Origin of the sequence: Endozoicomonas sp. 4G (assembly GCF_023822025.1) — a bacterium.
Classification (GTDB): domain Bacteria; phylum Pseudomonadota; class Gammaproteobacteria; order Pseudomonadales; family Endozoicomonadaceae; genus Endozoicomonas_A.
The window spans coordinates 5,882,560-5,899,614 of the sequence record NZ_CP082909.1 but is presented as its reverse complement, the minus strand read 5'-3'; the positions used below and the strand labels follow the sequence as shown (position 1 = coordinate 5,899,614).

Annotated in this window: 14 protein-coding genes; 3 read left to right on the top strand and 11 right to left on the bottom strand. The window is 47.5% G+C overall.

Annotated elements, in window-relative coordinates; all coding sequences use genetic code 11:
• Positions 1 to 124: 124 nt before the first annotated feature.
• Genes K7B67_RS23445 through K7B67_RS23435 form a run of 3 tightly spaced genes read right to left on the bottom strand, consistent with a single transcriptional unit; the run spans position 125 to position 2,274 of the window.
• Entirely contained in the window at positions 125 to 1,207 is a 1,083-nt protein-coding gene (locus tag K7B67_RS23445; protein ID WP_252178259.1) for an IS66 family transposase, read from the bottom strand.
• The gene (locus K7B67_RS23440; RefSeq protein ID WP_252178258.1) at positions 1,171 to 1,641 is read right to left on the bottom strand and encodes a DUF6444 domain-containing protein; all 471 of its coding nucleotides are present in this window, start codon (positions 1,639 to 1,641) and stop codon (positions 1,171 to 1,173) included. Before K7B67_RS23440 ends, K7B67_RS23445 begins: the two co-directional genes overlap by 37 nt.
• Positions 1,642 to 1,668: 27 nt before the next feature.
• Positions 1,669 to 2,274 (bottom strand): hypothetical protein, encoded by a 606-nt coding sequence (locus K7B67_RS23435; RefSeq protein ID WP_252178257.1) that lies wholly within the window; start codon positions 2,272 to 2,274, stop codon positions 1,669 to 1,671.
• 249 nt (positions 2,275 to 2,523) lie between these two features.
• On the opposite strand from K7B67_RS23435, the gene K7B67_RS23430 reads away from it, so the two are divergent.
• Positions 2,524 to 3,631, top strand: a protein-coding gene (locus K7B67_RS23430; RefSeq protein ID WP_252178256.1) for an IS3 family transposase whose coding sequence is annotated in 2 segments (ribosomal slippage) — positions 2,524 to 2,792 and positions 2,791 to 3,631 — 1,110 coding nt in all. Because the reading frame shifts where the segments join, the coding sequence is not laid out codon by codon here.
• A 220-nt stretch (positions 3,632 to 3,851) separates the two neighbouring features.
• Here the strand turns inward: K7B67_RS23430 and K7B67_RS23425 are convergent.
• Positions 3,852 to 4,469 carry a hypothetical protein gene (locus tag K7B67_RS23425; RefSeq protein WP_252178255.1) on the bottom strand — a complete coding sequence of 206 codons (618 nt, stop codon included), beginning with the start codon at positions 4,467 to 4,469 and terminating at the stop codon, positions 3,852 to 3,854.
• Positions 4,470 to 4,625: 156 nt separating this feature from the next.
• Between K7B67_RS23425 and K7B67_RS23420 the strand changes: the two genes are divergently transcribed.
• Positions 4,626 to 5,633, top strand: a complete 1,008-nt coding sequence (locus K7B67_RS23420; RefSeq protein ID WP_252178254.1) for a GTP-binding protein — start codon at positions 4,626 to 4,628, stop codon at positions 5,631 to 5,633.
• A gap of 88 nt (positions 5,634 to 5,721) precedes the next feature.
• Here K7B67_RS23420 and K7B67_RS23415 read toward each other — a convergent pair whose 3' ends face one another.
• From K7B67_RS23415 to K7B67_RS23390, 6 genes are all read right to left on the bottom strand, one after another.
• A complete protein-coding gene (locus tag K7B67_RS23415; protein ID WP_252178253.1) occupies positions 5,722 to 8,520 on the bottom strand; it encodes a DEAD/DEAH box helicase family protein in 2,799 nt (932 codons plus the stop codon).
• A 14-nt stretch (positions 8,521 to 8,534) separates the two neighbouring features.
• The gene (locus tag K7B67_RS23410; RefSeq protein ID WP_256484887.1) at positions 8,535 to 9,683 is read right to left on the bottom strand and encodes a site-specific DNA-methyltransferase; all 1,149 of its coding nucleotides are present in this window, start codon (positions 9,681 to 9,683) and stop codon (positions 8,535 to 8,537) included.
• Positions 9,684 to 9,716: 33 nt separating this feature from the next.
• On the bottom strand, positions 9,717 to 10,205 hold the full coding sequence (locus K7B67_RS23405; RefSeq protein ID WP_252178251.1) for a site-specific DNA-methyltransferase: 489 nt from the start codon (positions 10,203 to 10,205) through the stop codon (positions 9,717 to 9,719).
• Between the two features lie 287 nt (positions 10,206 to 10,492).
• Entirely contained in the window at positions 10,493 to 11,734 is a 1,242-nt protein-coding gene (locus tag K7B67_RS23400; protein ID WP_252178250.1) for an RNA-binding domain-containing protein, read from the bottom strand.
• A complete protein-coding gene (locus K7B67_RS23395; protein ID WP_252178249.1) occupies positions 11,735 to 14,578 on the bottom strand; it encodes an SNF2-related protein in 2,844 nt (947 codons plus the stop codon). It lies immediately after the preceding gene.
• A gap of 112 nt (positions 14,579 to 14,690) precedes the next feature.
• Entirely contained in the window at positions 14,691 to 15,095 is a 405-nt protein-coding gene (locus K7B67_RS23390) for a hypothetical protein (RefSeq protein ID WP_252178248.1), read from the bottom strand.
• A 103-nt stretch (positions 15,096 to 15,198) separates the two neighbouring features.
• On the opposite strand from K7B67_RS23390, the gene K7B67_RS23385 reads away from it, so the two are divergent.
• Positions 15,199 to 15,861: a hypothetical protein gene (locus tag K7B67_RS23385; RefSeq protein WP_252178247.1), complete on the top strand. Its 663-nt coding sequence runs from the start codon at positions 15,199 to 15,201 to the stop codon at positions 15,859 to 15,861.
• Here K7B67_RS23385 and K7B67_RS23380 read toward each other — a convergent pair.
• A complete protein-coding gene (locus tag K7B67_RS23380; protein WP_252178246.1) occupies positions 15,820 to 17,052 on the bottom strand; it encodes a transposase in 1,233 nt (410 codons plus the stop codon). The two genes, K7B67_RS23385 and K7B67_RS23380, sit on opposite strands and share 42 nt — an antisense overlap.
• Between the last annotated feature and the right edge of the window lie 3 nt (positions 17,053 to 17,055).

Below are 17,055 nucleotides of genomic sequence, written 5' to 3'. Positions count from 1 at the left end.
AGCTACGCTACTGTTAAGTTTTATCCTTAAATTTATCGACTTTGGCTGTCTGTGTCCTTATGTCCAACCACAGATTGAAGTTTTGTACGGGGCTCTTACGCCAGTTCAATGTTTCTTTTTGTAACTATTCAGCACCCAGCAAAGGATGACCGCAGTAATTCTTCATGGCTATAAGCAGGGCTTCGAAAACGTTCTGACCCTGCTTTCTCGCCGATGAAACATAACTCCGTATCCGGCAATACCATTTCGCTCCTTTCTTGCTTCTGATACAACCCGATATTTTTTGCTTCACCTTGCCATTTCTTATGTCTCGTTCACTGCCATTATTGTCGAAGGGGATGTTGAGGTCGGTCATGAATCTCAAGGTTTCGTCCTTGAACTCCACCAACCGCTTAAACAGGTTGAAGGCTTTGGTATTTTTGACTTTGTCACGACCCAGCCGTTGCCGTACTCGTTCCATATACTCAGCCTCTTCAGCCAGCGCTCTTCTCGCTGTCCGCTCGAACAGTGAGGCAATGCGCTGGTAAATCACTTCTGGCATAGCCTTCATGCCAATCTTTCTGAAACCGTTGCTGAGATGGCAGGCCAGTCTCAGTAACCGTTGCAAGCGTGCGGCAAGATGGTTGCAGTCCCTGTCAACAACACCCTGTAACTCTCTTAGGTGATGGGCATTGCAGAGGGCATGAAGTGCAGCATAACGGAAGTAAGCCTTGTAGTGGTCATGAACTAATATTCCAGCAAAGGCCAGTAAGATGCCCATGGACTCTATGGCGGAGTGACCTCGACTGGGATCAAGGTGGTACATCGTCCATTTTTCAGTACGAAGGACATGCATCCACCATAGCGCCCCGGCTACTCTCATGCCTGTTTCGTCAGCACCGGCAATGGGTTCTACCTTGAGGGCATCGGCAATAGCCTGTTCGGTGCTGGCTAACTGGTTATAAGCCTTTTCCTGGAAGGTGCAGATAGAACCCGGGCTAACCTCTAATCCGAAAATATCCATGAAGAACTGGGAAGCACGCTTGTAAGGCACCAGCTGATACTGGCAAAGATACACGGCCAGTGCCTGAGTAACGGGCCCATACTGCACATGAGAGTCTACGCCTTCAGGGAAGCTGGCCTGCGTTACATGACCGCAGCTACACTTTTTGACCTCTGCTACATGAGCAGTCACTTCAAAGTGACCAAAACGACCAGGTTCAAACACTTGTCGTTCAACCCGCTTAACCGTTTTTTCCGAACGCAGCGAGCAACCGCATTTTCGCAGTCAATGACAGGGTGGTAGTGGGTATGCTCTGCTTTAGCAGCTTGTCGAAGCGTAGAACCCTTGTGACCTTTCTGGCCGCCAGGCTTACGACCTGACTTCTTTCGTAAGCTTTTTGGGTTGGGTTTTTCGTCTTTTGGGTCGCTCTCCGTCGCCTCTAAAGAGTCCTTTGCTTTGGCGTTGGGTTTTGCATATCCATCCGAGGATGGAGGCTTGCTGCTGTTGCGGCTGTTGGTATTGAGTCTAGCTGAGAGTTCTTTGTTCTCCGTCTCCAGCTTTGCCCCTTGCTGGCTCAGCACGGTCACCTGCTCTTGCAGCTCATTCACAACGGCAAGGAGGGCGACAATCATCTGAAATTCGGGAGTAAGCTGACTCATAGCGGCATACGACCAGGAAACTGTACTTCAGGGTGGCACAAAATCACGAAAATACCAGTCGATTACAGGGGGGGGCTGAATAGTTACTTCTTTTTTCTTAATCAGAAGGTCCAATATCTCATCTTCGTCGGCCAGTTTAACTTTACGTTCCCAATCACTGAGTTTTTTTACACCATCGTTTCGAAGCTCGGCTACTTCATGCTTGATAGCATCAGCCGCCTTACCCGCCGCTTTTTTTATTTGATCCAGAGGATTACTCTGTTTTTTTCGGTTTTTGGCTTCCTCTGACTCTTTTTCAGCATAGAGCTCAGCATTGCTTTTAGCATTTACGGCATCGATTTTCAGAGAATACGCCTCATTGATTTTGACGGCGTACTCAAGCCTGGTTACGCAACTTGCAGCCTCCTTTTCTATCCTTATAGCCTGAGCGAAAAGGTATTCTTTTGATCCCTCCAGGATCGGCCTACCCTTTGCGTCCGTAGGATGATCATCTTGTTTAACCTGCTTGCTTTTGGCCTGATCCGGGGCACCCGTCTGTTTTTTTCTCATTCTTTCAGCTGCTATGCTGTCCTTAAGCCTTTCTTCAGCATGGAGCTCAGCATTGGTTTTAGCACTTTCAGCATGGGCTCTCATGTCCTGAGCTTTTCCAAGAGTGACCTCTTTCGCAATCTTCGATCTGAACTTTCCAGCTTGCTTTTCCAGCTTTTCAGCTTTAGCGATGAAATGTTCTTTTGATTTCTTCAGAATGGGTTCACCCTCTACAGCCTTTGCAGTACGATGATTGTATCGTCCAACCTGCTCGCCTTTATAGTGGACCCCATAAACTGGACAGCTAGCTAAGTTAAGTTTTCTGGCTGTAACATGACCCTAAAGGAGGGAATCATGGCAGCAAAAAGAAAACGACACGCGCCCGAGTTCAAGGCACAGGTGGCACTGGAAGCTTACAAGGGCGATAAGACTATAAACCAGCTGGCCAGTGAGCATGAAGTTGCAGCTGTGCAGGTCAGTCAGTGGAAGCGTCAACTGCTCCAAGGGATTTCAGAGGTCTTCGGCAGGACAAGACCAGAGGTTGATCCGGAAACGCTGACAGCGCCACTTTACCAAGAGATCGGTCGGCTCAAAATGGAGCTGGACTGGTTGAAAAAAAAATCAGGCAATGTCCACTGATGAGAAGCGGAGGTGCATTGAGCCAGATCATCCAGAACTGAGCATTCAGCGACAATGTGAGCTGATTGGGTTAAACAGGTCAAGTTGGTATTACCAAGCCTCTCAGGCTCAGGAAAGCCTGGAGAACCTGAGCCTGATGCGCTTGATTGACGAACAGTATACACGTACACCGTATTACGGCAGTCGCAGGTTAACAGCGTGGCTGAATAACCAGGGCTATCCAGTCAACAGGAAGCGTGTTCAGCGGCTCATGCAGCTGATGGGCATACAGGGTGTAGGGCCAAAACCTGGAACCAGTCTGAGGAACAAGGAGCACAAGGTGTACCCTTACTTGCTTCGAGGGGTTGAGATTCTCAGGCCTAACCAGGTGTGGAGTACTGATATTACCTACTGCCCTATGCCGCAGGGGTTCATGTATCTGGTTGCCATTATTGACTGGTATAGCCGTTACGTGGTGAGCTGGGAGTTATCAAATACATTGGATGCAGATTTTTGTATCCATGCGTTGAACCGTGCTCTGGAGCGGGCACAGCCTGACATATTCAACACAGATCAAGGCTGTCAGTTTACCAGCCATGATTTTCTGGCACCCTTACAGGAACGGGAAATCAAGATCAGTATGGACGGCAAAGGCCGAGCACTGGATAACATTTTTGTAGAAAGGCTCTGGCGTTCCGTCAAGTACGAATGGCTATACACACATGAGTTTCAGACGGTTCCTGAGCTTCACGCAGGGCTGGATGAGTACTTTGAGTTTTACAACACTGAGCGATTACATCAGTCGCTGGACTATAAGACACCGAAGGCAATTCACTTTGCATGAGGGATTTTCAACCACTGCCAGGACTTAACTTAAATTTGTTGATTTACTGTCTTGACAGTGGGGTCCACCATACTTTGACCTTGTCTGGGCTGTGTGAAGGTGACGCTCCCGCCAAACCTTTGAGAAAATTTACTGGTCCTGCCATGATTCATTCTCCTCCCTGAGAGCTGAACACTCTATTCATCTAAAAAAAACGCCCCTCTGAACGGGGGCTTTACTGTTAAATTTTCTTATTATTAAGATGCGCAATCTTGACTCTCTGCTCCCTTATTTTACGCCATAGCGTGAAGCTCTCCGCAGGTTGCTTATACCATTTTATTTTTTTTCTTTTATCAATCAGTTTATTCATTACATCTGTTTCGTTAGCTACTTTAGCATCCCGCTCAACCAAACGGACAGCCCTTTTGGCATCGTGCACAATATCTTTTGCTTCCTGTTTGATGGCATTAGCGACATTATCCGCCGCTTTTTTTATCTTATTCAGAGGGGCATTATTATTTTTCTCAATCTCGGCCATCCTCTTTTTGGCCTCTGCACGCTGTTTATTAGCATGAAGCTGATCATTGGTTTGGGCATTTGCGGCCAACCGTCTCATCTCCTCAGCTTTTTCAAGCTTGGGGGCTTTCGCTTGATTCGTTAAGAGCCTTCCAGCCTGTTCTTCCAGCTTTTTAGCCTCAGCGGTATAGTATTCTTTTGAATTCCTCAAAAGAGGTTTGCCTTCCACGGCCTCAGCTGTACGATGATTATACCGTCCAACCTTCTTGCTTTTGACACTCTCGGGACTCTGTGAAGGTGATGCACCTACCAGGCCTCTAAGAAACGCTACTGGTCCAGCCATAACTCAATCTCCTCCCTGAACACTAAAAATCCCTTACATCTAACTATCGACGATTTTCCGGTTTCTTCCATCAATAGGCGGAGTTTAAAGAAATTCTTCTCCCATACCCTCCCTAAAAACGTTATATTGTAACAAACCCAATCAGTTTCAGATTTTATGATCAAAGCAATCCCAACTAACCTGATTACCGGATTCCTGGGATCCGGTAAAACCACTGCCATCCTTCACCTGCTGGCCAATAAGCCCAAGGGCGAGACCTGGGGTGTACTGGTGAATGAATTTGGAGAAATCGGCATCGATGGCGCCATGATGTCAGGCAAAGGTGCTGTTGTCCGGGAAGTACCCGGAGGCTGCATGTGCTGTGTTGCCGGGCTGCCGATGCAGATCGGACTGAATATGCTGATTGCCCGCAGTAAACCAGACCGCATTCTGATCGAGCCCACCGGGCTGGGCCATCCGGAGCAGATCCTGCAAACCCTTTCAGGTGAACACTATGGCGAAGTGCTTGATCTGAAAGCCAGTATTTGTCTGGTAGACCCCCGGAATCTGCAAGACCCACGTTACCTGGATAATGAAAACTTTCAGGATCAAATTGCCCTGGCCGATGTCATTGTCGCCAATAAAACCGACTGTTGTGAGGATGCTGACAAAGAGCGTTTTGACGAATTCTGTCGCGCTTTCTGTCGCACTATGGAAAACAAAACATTCAAAACAGCCTGGGTAGCCCATGGTGCACTGGAGCACCAATGGCTGGACCTTCCCAAGGGTCATCAGGTCGCCCTGCACCCTGATGCCCACCATTCACACAGTGCCATGCCGGAAACAGCGCCCCTGCAACTGCCTGATGGCGAGCTGTTTATCCGGCGGGAAAACAAGGGACAGGGTCATTTCAGCTGCGGCTGGCTTTACAGTTCAATGCTGGTGTTTTCTTTCGATGCACTGTTTCATCTGTTCAACAGCATTCCTGCCAAACGTCTGAAAGCCGTGGTCCACACCAACCTTGGACCCAGGGCATTTAATGCCCAGGAGGGTGTTGTCAGCATTATGGAACTGGATGAATGCGATAACAGTCGGGTTGAGGTGATTCACAACGAACCCCTGCCATGGGATGAGATTGAAGAGTTACTGTGCCGGGCAGCGGGATTGGTGCCTGGTTCGGAGTAAGGCTGGTTTCTGTTCTTCCTGAGATCGACCAAGCGCCTATCTCAGGGAGAAGCAGCCATATGCGAAAATGCGTTATTCAAAACACAGTTCAGGGTTTGTATTCAAACTCAGTTTTTAGGGTCGCCACACTTCGATTGAGCTCAATAGCATCGTGAGGTATTAACAGATAAAACCATGGTTTTGTGCCATGTTCCTTCGCATGTTCATTGGCAAAACCACACCAGCGCACAGCCGCATTAGCTTTGAGTTTCACCTCATCCAGTTCAAGCAGCTTTGTCTGCTTAGGCTCTATCATCAGATAAGCATCACTAATCTCCACGACAAAGTCGGGTTCGTAGTTTCTGCCATTGATATATTCAATTCTGAACTGTCCGGTTGCGGGCTTCATCCATCGGATCACATCTTTGTCTGATTCAAGAATCTGGGCCAAACGCAGCTCACCCTCAACCGAGTCAAACTTTTGAAAGGGATAGCAGCAGCGAGAAAAACCAGTGAAAACCATCTGCTTCACTTTCTGCTTATTTGCTACCGGTGCTCGAAAGTCTCTGGGTTGCTCGTCAGCCGCAATGGAAAAGGTGAGGGGTCTCAGAATTTCAAAGCCCTGAGTTACGTTACCTATGTAATCCGTAGGCGTTTTCCAGGTATTCTCTTGCATCTGGGCCCAGATGAAGTCACAAATCGGCTTTTGCCAGAATATCAGAACATTTTCGATTTTCTTTTCGCTATGGGGATCTGCATGATCGCCACACAGATAACCTCTGAGGTGGTCAACCATCTCCTGAGCTAATTGATACAAAAGCTCCGAGTGCTCATCATAATCAATAGCATCCATACTCATTAAGCTGCGGACAATATAGTTTTCCAGATGCTCTTCTCTGGCTGCCTCATCCACCCACTGAATCACTGAAGTTTTATTATCCTCGAGATGCTGAAGGAGAATCTCGCGGCTAACAGGTTGAAAATTGATCTTGTCTAGTCCGGTCAAATGAAAATGACTGAAACCGTAATCCACTTCACGTGTGGGCAAAACCGTGATCTGGGGAATATCGATTGTAAACTCAATAACCTTGGAGGCCACCTCATTTACAATGCCTGTAACCTCTTTTTCATCCAGCTCATTTGAGGTTTCCAATCCTTCCAGAGTGGCCTGAAGGGGAGCATTCTGTTTCACTACTCTTTGTACTTGTTCAAGCACTTTTTCCCTCACTTCAGGAGTATCGAGCTGTCTGGACGAAGAGAGACGGGCAGCTTCCTTCTGGATGGTTTCAAGGGCAATATCTGCTACCCTGACCTGCTCACTGTTTTTTTGCGGCACTGCGTACTGACCAGCAGGCTCTTTTATTTCCCGATCATTCTGAGTAGCCTGTCGGCCAGTAGTGATCATTTCCGCCCAAGAGGGAGTGTGTAACACCTTTGGTTTACGTTCCGGTACGTCTGATTCGTCATCATCACCGATATAAACCGTTCTTCGAATGATCGACTCGTCATCGTTGGCCCGATCGATAACATCCTGGTAGCGATCATGGGCAATAATAGTAAGACGATCTACAGATTCAACACCCGTTCTTTTGTTATAAGGGAGACGTAAGCCCCGGCCAATAGTCTGCTCTGTCAGAATCTCCGAGGCAGAAGCCCTGAGCGGCACAATAGTGTAGAGATTAGTAACATCCCAGCCCTCCTTCAACTTGTTGACATGAATAACAATCTCAGTGTCTTTGTCACGTTCTACAGCCAATAATCGCTGCATGGCGACATCCGACTCTTCGCCGCTCTGGTTGGAATGTATCTCAATCACTTTGTTTTGATAACGACCATCAAACAGGGATTCCACCGTTGCTTTCAGCAGTGCAGCATGTTGAGTATCCTGAGCCACTATCAGCATGAAAGGCTTTATCGGCCTGTTTTCGGTACTACGGGCATAGATTTCCAGCTCTGCCTTGACGTACTCATGGTGATGAACGCCATCCTCCAGTTTGATTTTTTCCAGCTGTTCCAGACTGTAGTCAGAGATTCTAAAATCTCTTCGGGTTGCCACTGCCGGTATTTTTACGTAGCCATCATCCAATGCCCGAGCCAGTGGATAATGATAAACAATATTACTAAAGTCACGAGGTCGCGCCCCGGTGGTTTTTGGTGTAGCTGTCAGCTCTATTCCCAATACGGGCCTAAGGTCATTAATAGCCTTTGCCCCGGCGCTGGCATAATATCGATGAGCTTCATCCATAAAGACGACCAGATCGGGCAAACTCGCCAGATAATCAAAATAGGACTCACCAATACACTCCTGAAGCCGTCTAACTTTAGCTTCTTTGGATTTAGCCGCCCCTTTCTTATTTTCCTTGGCGTTAATCTTGGAGATATTAAAAACATTAATGTGGGGAGCCGTTTCGTAGGCCAGCAGATCGGCCGTTAATGTTTGAGGGACGGCATAGTCCAGGCGAACCCCACGACCATCTTCATAATCTTCGCCCGTAATGACCACAGGTGGCGTCTGAGCCAGCTCGGGTATACCGGCGAACACATACTTGGCGCTGCCCAAGGTAAAATCAGTTTTGAGTTTTTCGTAAATAGTGAGATTGGGAGCCAACACAAAAAAGTGACGACTTTTACCTGTCAAGTAGAGCCATGCGATCATCGCTCCCATAAGCCGGGTTTTACCAACGCCTGTCGCCAAAGCAAAGCAGAGTGATGGAAAGGCTCGCTCGAACTTTTTCACGGAAGGGTACTGGCTTTGCACCACCTGCAACCAGCGATCAAGATCAGGGTCTTTAGCCAGCTTCATCTGATCCAGAACATTGGCCAGTATCTTCAGAGATTCTCGTTGAGGCTCACGCAGTGAGAGCCGGGCAGCTATTTGGTTAACAGTTTTTACGGCATCGGTTTTCATGCTTCAACATCCCTTTACAGCGAATCCTGCTCAATGTCGTGCTCTTCTTCATCTTCCGGCAGTACGTTCAGTGAAAAGCTGTAGTCATCGTGATCCCTCTCACATTTGTTCAAAATGGCTTGGGGAATCTTCCGTATCGTCAGGTTTGGGAACTGCTCCGCATCGGCCATAAATGCTTTGCAGCAGATCAACAGACTGCGATGCTCACCGACTTCATCACTGATCACCCGAAGCTGTTCATGACTCAAACTACCGGTGGTCACATAAACAAAGTCGCTCTCAGTACTGTACCCTTGCATCCAGTAGTGTTGCTGGCTAGGTGCATAGATAAAACCCATATGTTTGCACATGGCTTCAGACAGCATTTCTGCGTTATAAGTCTTGTTGATAACCCAGTTGCCCCTGTTGTCTTTTTTCAACAGTGAAGGTGCCAGCCGGAAGTAGCGGTAGCCACCGCCACCCTGCCAGTTGACCGACTTGGAAATACCACCCTGATCTTCTCCTTCAATCACTTTTCTCATTCGAGGAACAATGTGAGTTTCGCAGTGATCGCCCAGCTCCACCATAATCCAGCGGCGACCCATTTTATGGGCGACTGCACCAGTAGTGCCGGAGCCAGCGAAGGAGTCGACGATCAGATCACCGGGGTTTGAGGCTACTTTCAATACCTGCCGTATTAATGTTTCTGGCTTTGGCGTTACAAAGTCATTTGTTATAGATGTGCTTTCAAGTAACTTTCTGACCTCTTTACGTGCTCCATCTGTGTGACCAGCAAATTCATGCGTCCACAACGTCTGAGGTACAATTCCGGTATTTTTCAAAAGATGCTTATATCTTTTAAACGAAGGTATTTTCGCTGTTCCATTCTTCCCCCAGTAAATAAAACCTTCATTCATATGACGCAAGTGTTCTTCTTTTGAGTACGCCCAAGCCCTTGTTTTACTTGGCCAAACCTCTTCACCCGTTGTGGGATGAATAATCGGATAATAGAGGTTAGGTCGCTCTTCAGCTGATTTATTGCATGTATAATCTGATGTACGAAAAACCCCTTTCTCATCTTCAAACCTATACTGCTTATCCTTTCCCTCAGGCCTTGGTAAAAGATTTCTTTGCCATAGCCCAGACTTCCGATAAACCAATACATGATCGTGCATAGGAGCAATGGTTTTATGATCATTAGCGACAGCATATTTCTTTTACCAAATAATGTTGGCAACGAAGTTCTGTCTACCAAAAATCTCATCACACATCACTTTCAAATAATGCGCTTCATTATCATCAATGGTAATCCACAAAGAACCATCTTCGGAAAGCAGGGTTCGAATCACTTCCAGCCGGTCTCGCATCAGCGACAACCACATTGAGTGCTCCAGACCATCATCATAATGAGTAAAGGCACTGCCCGTATTGTAAGGCGGATCAATGAACACGCACTTCACCTTACCCGCATACCTCTGCTCCAGCGCCTTGAGCGCCAGCAGGTTATCACCCTGGATCAGCAGGTTGTCGTCAAATGTCGTTTGCTTTTCAGCTTCCTGTTCGGCAAACAGATCGGTCACTGGTGCTGATGCAGAACAAGCCTTGTAGGACAGGCTGGTATCTTCCAGCAGAATACGGGGTTCCAGTCGAGGGCGTTTTTCCTTGCCGATCCAGGTCAGCTCCAGTTTTTGCTTTTTGCTCATCATTTGTATCTTGGATTCATTGGGTTCAGCCCTTTCACCGATTAAGCTGAAACTGAGTCAGGTGTAGTTAGGCGCATAACAGAGAGCCGCTTGATCTTGACCTCATCAAGGCTGGGAAAATCAGAGATGATCTCAGCGAAGTTCATACCGGCACTCAGAATTTCGAGGATAGTTTAACGGTGATCCGTGTTCCCTTAATACAGGGCTTACCTCTCATAATTTCGGGATTGCACTCTATCCATTCGTTGCTGTCAATCACCGTGAGTCTCCATTTATCGCTAACTAATGCATCAAGCAGATTTTGGTTTAGCCGCAAATACCGTCAACTGCAACTCTTCACCCACCATCACGTACTCCGGCAAGCGGCCCGAAAGGCTCTCGGATTCATGCAAAATCACAGGCACACCTTCACCACGCTTATCCATCATCATTGCTCGCTCGACAGTCTGATTGCTCACCGGACAGCGGGCTAACAGGGTTGTGATCAGCTGGTTTCGTGCTGCCTGTCGCAGCTCCAGATCACCGACTTCCAAAGTGTTCACCAGAGCACCCGGTGAAGAGATAATCAGCCGGTCGGTAAACATATGCAGTCGTATTTTGCTGCCATAAATCGCATAGTCCCGGTGGGCCACAGCATTGACCAGTGCTTCAAAAATAGCCTTGAGCCTGTACTGGGGGACATCTTTCCTGCCAATGGTTTTTGTGGCCGAGGTTTTCATATTGCGCTCAACAAAATTCAACGCCTGTATGACCTGTTCGTCCAATGAGCCGGTAATATCCTGAGCGTCCAGCTGGTCATCTGCATCCCGGTGCTCACCAGAATAACAGATAGCCTGAATATAGGCGTCAGGTAACCAAAGCTGGGGAGAGCGGGTCGCCATCAAGGCACCGGCAATACTCAGACAAGTATTGTCATCATCATCCTGCACCAGCAGTTTAAGCTTTCTGAACTGGATGCTTTTTGGCTGATCACCTCGAAGAAAGCGACCTGCCAGAATCTGATCCAGGTCGGCTTCTACACTGCCAGGCACAGCCTGTTCATCAAACCAGATCATTCTTGCCTGACTGCGTTGCATCATCAGTCGGGCCAGATAGTCAGGAGCCATCTCTTTTTTGGACTCGTTAGCTCGATGATAGTAGCGACCATTGCTGTTATGAACAAAGAGACTTTTATCCACCTTGATATAAACAACCACTTTCTGGTTGCCTGTTTCATCGGGCAACTCAACCAGCCGGGTATAAGGGTTGATAGGCGGCACAATATTGTCATGACAAGCACGGGTAATCATCCCCTGAACGCTGTCAACCATAGGCTTATCAATACCGGTTACCTTGCGATCTTTGTCATCGACTCCAAGCAGGATAATGCCTCCTCTGGCATTGGCAAAGGCAGCGATCTCATCGGCAAGATCTTTTTGCAAAGGGCCTGTAATCTTTTTCCCCTTTACCATGACTTCTTTGAACTCATAGTTGGAGTCTTCTCCCAGACGAATCTGATAGAGCAGTTCTCGCACCAGCTTTTCACGATCCATTTATCGCTCTCCTCCGGTCAGAGTCCATTTCATTGCAAAAAGCCGTTGTCTGCTTTTCGTCATCTTCAATTTTTCATCAATGTCATCCAGCAGACGATCCTCTTTTAGCTCAATTTTTTTCTTTTCTTCATGGTAATTGAGCAGGGCACTATCTCTTTCTCTCTCCAGTTTCTTAAGTGCCCGCTGGCCATCCCGCTTTTCGGCCAGAGTGGGCAATTGCCTGATGCTCTTACGCATCTCTTTTATTTCAGAGTCCAGTTGACGGGTTTTTATATCCAGTGCCAATCTTCGATCTTCAGCCCAGCGCTCAAGCTTTTCCGTTTCTTCTTCATAATAATGTTCCAAATACCGGTTAGTCCGCTCTTCGTAAAACTGCTCTTCCTGTAGCAGACTGGTTTCCAGTATTTCAGTCTGTGCAAGAGAGACAACACGACCTGTCTCATGACCTGGCTGAAGCAATAACCTATCAATGGTTTGCGGTTTCAGAACCTGACCAGTATCGGTTAAACCCGCCGCCACCAGATATTCGATACGGTGGTTTTTCATGTTAAAACTGAGAAGGTCAATCACGAGTTCGCCCGACATTCCGATAAAGGGTTGCAAATCAGAAAATTGCCCTTCCCCCTGAGGTTGATAGGTGAACTCTACCTCAGGAATTGAACTCTGCTGCTTCATCGACAACTGATGTCGCTCGATCAATTGATGACCCAGCCCATCATGGGGACGGAAGAACTGCGCATCGGTTTCATCGGCTGTTTCCCAGTGAACATCGTAACATTGGCCGCGGTAAGCAAACCGGTGGTCGCTGACCTCATGGTCAAAATCAGCATCAGGTAGGGCCATTCTGGCAAACTTGAGCAAACGCTTCTGGTACTTAGAAAGCTGCTCTGTGGTTTTTTCACGAGTCATATTGAGCTGTTTAACCACGTCTGCATCAAAACGTTCCAGCAATGAGCGGCGGGTATCCTGAAACCTCTGCTCAATCTGCTCGCTTTTTTCTTCATTCAGACGCTGAAAAGCTTTATCGATTTCTTCATCAGACCGGCATTGTTGGTAGATCTCATGAATACGACGCTCTACATCCACCCCGGACTCGATAGATCCCAGAATTTCATCCGATGCCCCAAAGACACCCTCAAACAGCTTGAATTTTCGGTTAAGTAGCTCGAACACTTTCTGGTCAGCACGATTACCCTTGTTGATAAAATTAACAATCACTACATCGTGCTTCTGACCATAACGGTGTACACGACCAATACGCTGCTCCACACGTTGAGGATTCCAAGGCAGGTCATAATTGATCAACAGAGAACAAAACTGCAGGTTTATACCTTCTGCTCCCGCTTCTGTACAGATCATTAAAGTGGCGTCATCCCGAAACTTATCCACCAGAGCAGCCTTCATATCTGCTGTTTTTGAACCTGAAACTTTCGAGGAGCACTTATGCTTTTTCAACCATTCTTCATAAATGACTTTGGAGGCCGGGTCACTGTTACTGCCATTGAGCAGGACAATTTTATCCTGATAACCTTCAGTGGATAAAAGCTCAAGCAACCACTGCTGAGTTCTTACTGACTCAGTGAAGACAACAGCCTTTCGCAGTCCTCCGAGGCGCTCTGCCATATCAAAAGCCCTGTCCAGTACCCCCACCAGAGCGTCCGCTTTGGCATTTGTACTGATACTGGCAGCCAGGGATTTGAAGTCCTTGAGTTTATCGATTTCAGCCTTAAATGCTTCTACCTCGAACTCAGCATCGCTTTCACCTGTTTCATCCACAAGGTCATCATAGGGATCAAAATCTCTCAAAGCCGCTGAAAGCGATGCCTTTTCTTCTAAGCGTGTAATCATATTTTCCAGTGTGCCCTGAATTGCAAAACTGGAAGAAGCCAAAATCTTCCGTATCACCAGCGTTACCAAGTGGCGGGCCCCTCTTTTTATCGCTAGAGTCTCCGGATCTTGCAGGTAAGATGAGAACTGCCTATAGAAATCAAGCTCCTGACCTGAGGGGCGAAAATCTTCGGTCATGGAATATCGCCGGGTAAAATTAATACCTCCTTCTTCCTGAACCTGCCTGCGTAATGTTCGATGACAAACCTTTGCCAGGCGACTGCGCAAAAGGGAGAGTTCTACATCGGATAATTTGGCCTTACAATATCGGGATTTGAAGGCTTCGAGACCGCCAAAAAAGTGTGGATCAACCACCGATACAAGACCATACAGTTCTTCCAGGTTATTCTGCAACGGTGTCGCTGACAGCAATACTTTTGGGCAACCTTGCAATGCACTATTAAGCTTTTTAGCTGTCACAGCTCCTGATTTCTTGTAGATATTACGGAGTTTGTGGGCTTCGTCGAAAACCACCAGATCCCATGGAACCATACCCAGCTCTTGCTCCTTTCGTGCTGCAAATTCATAGGAGCAAATAATGATAGCCGGTGCTTTAAAAGCTGTTTCTGCATCAAACGGATTGCCAACACCTTGCTTGCGGGCCTGATTAAAATTTCTGGCTTCCAGGATGATGGAGGGCAGAGAGAACTTTTCTTCCAGCTCCTGACTCCATTGCTTTCGGAGGGTGGCTGGTACTATAAGCAATAGTTTGCGTCTGTGTTCAGCCCAGTTCTGACTCAGAACAAGACTGGCTTCTATGGTTTTACCGAGCCCTACTTCATCTGCCAGAATCACACCCTGTGACAGGGGCGACTCAAGAGCAAACAGAGCCGCCTGAACCTGATGCGGGTTCATATCAACCTTGGCACTGGCAATGGCCTGAGTCAGTGTTTCTTCTGCTTTGCCTTCGAGGGTGAGCCAGTGTGCCAGGTAGCCTGCCTGATAGTCTGTATACATTTAAAGAATATGCCTTGTTTTAAACAGCAAGCCAGATGATAGAAAATCTGAGCAAGTTCACCCTATTGTATATTCAAGTCAGTCCTTCTTTCATTACTGCATTGACGTGAACTCAGAGAATAGTAGCCCCATACCAACAAAAACGGGACCTCAATAATATCCCGTTGCCAGAACCCATCATGATGGAGGAGGAGATGGCGATCAATACGGCCATGAAAACAGCCATAAAGGCCGCACCAATGCCCAGCCCTTGGGCAGAGCCCAACAGAGAGTCGATAGCACCAATCTGTTTGAGACCCATAGCGAAGACTTCAGCACCGATAATCAGACCGACAACAGGACCGAAGACCGCTCCCATTCCCGCCAGGAATTTATCAAAGCCAAACAGGGCTTCCTTGACGTTTTTCTTACGAATCAGTTCGAATAACATGCCGGTGAAAACGCTGATCAGCATAGCGGCTACCAGGTTCATGCTAATGGAAGTCACCATCATCTCCTGAACGAGCTGTCGTATCATCGGGTTGGGCTGAGCTCGCCTTTCTCTACGAATTTTGCTGGCTTGCAGTGCAAAATTTTAGTCTATGCTCATATTCGTTTTTTTATTAAGGGCGAATTGGGATATGCATCATTATTTTATTCATCAATCAAGATGGCTTCCCTTATTTGTTTTGTTACTTAGCGCAAAAGTGCTGGCACAGCCCTTTACCTGCGAGAAGTGCGGCAAAGAGCTGTTCTGCCGAACCTGTGACTCCGGGAACTCTACTTCTCCACCTTCTGGTACGTCATGCTGTGCTGATGAAGATATGAAAAGCTCTGCAGCTAAAACCACGGAAGCAACGGACTCTGAGACACCTCATCCCCAGGCGTTTAATCCGATACCCTATAATTTCCCGTCGGTAGAAAGGGGTGAAAATGGTGATTCGTTGATTATTCAAGTTAAAGTCAAAGACTGGGCTATTGATGCTATCAAGCGGGCAGAAGCAGAACAAGATGGCGATGCATGTGCCGAGGCATTTGCTGAGCAAATTGCTTCTAATCTTGTAGATATGCGTAATATCGCCAAAGGGATAAATCATGTAAATTTCACGTTGGCGGAGGGGAATCAGGAACGTTTGCCAAAGCTATTTGGGATAATGGTGAAGCAAAAGCAAAAGCAGATCGAGTTCTTGCAAAAAATGTATCTGGCAGCGGGTGGTGCAGAAGAAGAACGGACAGTAGTGTATAAACTACCACCACCAATTCTAAAGATTTGGTGGTGGTTTTACAGAGCAAGCTCTGTGTAGGCCGGTTTCCGACCCCAACTCATTTAACGCCCAGATTAAATTAACCCGTGCGGCGGCAATATCCCGATTTTCATTGCAACCACAGACTTCGCATTGATGCACCCGTTCTTTCAGTGTCTTTTTCTTCACTGACCAGCATACAGGGCAACGCTGCGAGGGTTTAAGTTTCCTTGTCGGTGTCTCTATGAATAGCCCACCAGTTTCCTTCACTTTGTAGGCGATCATAGCCAGCAAGGTCGCTGGCGCAGTGTCTAAAATCTCACGGTTTAAACCTGCTTTCTGTTTTACGTTTTTCCCGGGCTTCTCTGAGGTACCTTTTGCACTGCCGGTCATATTCTTGACCTGCAATTTCTCAGTCGCCACAAGAGCGTATTGCGAGGCTACTTGAGCCGATAATTGATGATGTTCATGGTTGCGCCGGTTAGCTGCTTTCCGGTGATGAGTGGACAGCTTCTTGCAGGCTTTCTTCCATCGGTTTGAGCCTTTTTTCTTTCTGCTAACCGCTTGCTTCAGAGCCTTTAATTTTTCTCTTTCCTGCTGAAACCAACGGGGATTATCAACCTGATAACCGTCGGATTCTGTTGCAACGCTGAGAAGCTTGTTTACTCCCCAGTCAAGGCCGCAAGCCTTACCGCTAGTCGGTTCTCTTAATACACCATTGCATTCCATCGTGAGGCTGATAAGCCACTCTCCCCGACGATGCAAAAGCTCCATGTTTTTAATCTTGCCTGCAACTCTGGCTTTGCCGCGACAACGTATGTGACCAACACCCGTCAGTCTCAATCGTCCGTGCTTCCAATCCTCTCCAGGAGTGAACCGCCAACCATCACCGTGCGAGCTAAAGCCGATGCCCGGATAACGCTTGTGGGATTTGAAGCGGGGGAACCCTGGTTCTTTTTCACCTGAGTTGACACGACGAAAGAAGGCTGAGAAAGCTTTATCCAGTCGTCTTAGAGTGACCTGAAGGCTGCTGTAATTGAGTGTCGCAAACTCCGGTATTTCTTCACGAATCACCTTGATCTGCGGTTGCTGGTCTTTGTTCTTAATGGATATACGGCACTTCCGGTATGCCTCTATTCGCTCCTGAAGTGCTGCATTATAAAACTCACAATGCAACCGCAAAGCGTGATTCAGGGCTTCGGCCTGCTGCTTTGTGGGATATAGCTTGTAAGTTGCTTTGCGTAGTTCCATATC

Excerpts from the sequence above, each read along its gene's own strand:
- K7B67_RS23440 (WP_252178258.1), bottom strand. The coding sequence starts at position 1,641 with ATGAGTCAGCTTACTCCCGAATTTCAGATGATTGTCGCCCTCCTTGCC.
- K7B67_RS23435 (WP_252178257.1), bottom strand. The coding sequence starts at position 2,274 with ATGAGAGCCCATGCTGAAAGTGCTAAAACCAATGCTGAGCTCCATGCT.
- K7B67_RS23425 (WP_252178255.1), bottom strand. The coding sequence starts at position 4,469 with ATGGCTGGACCAGTAGCGTTTCTTAGAGGCCTGGTAGGTGCATCACCT.
- K7B67_RS23420 (WP_252178254.1), top strand. The coding sequence starts at position 4,626 with ATGATCAAAGCAATCCCAACTAACCTGATTACCGGATTCCTGGGATCC.
- K7B67_RS23415 (WP_252178253.1), bottom strand. The coding sequence starts at position 8,520 with ATGAAAACCGATGCCGTAAAAACTGTTAACCAAATAGCTGCCCGGCTC.
- K7B67_RS23405 (WP_252178251.1), bottom strand. The coding sequence starts at position 10,205 with ATGATGAGCAAAAAGCAAAAACTGGAGCTGACCTGGATCGGCAAGGAA.
- K7B67_RS23400 (WP_252178250.1), bottom strand. The coding sequence starts at position 11,734 with ATGGATCGTGAAAAGCTGGTGCGAGAACTGCTCTATCAGATTCGTCTG.
- K7B67_RS23395 (WP_252178249.1), bottom strand. The coding sequence starts at position 14,578 with ATGTATACAGACTATCAGGCAGGCTACCTGGCACACTGGCTCACCCTC.
- K7B67_RS23390 (WP_252178248.1), bottom strand. The coding sequence starts at position 15,095 with ATGATACGACAGCTCGTTCAGGAGATGATGGTGACTTCCATTAGCATG.
- K7B67_RS23385 (WP_252178247.1), top strand. The coding sequence starts at position 15,199 with ATGCATCATTATTTTATTCATCAATCAAGATGGCTTCCCTTATTTGTT.
- K7B67_RS23380 (WP_252178246.1), bottom strand. The coding sequence starts at position 17,052 with ATGGAACTACGCAAAGCAACTTACAAGCTATATCCCACAAAGCAGCAG.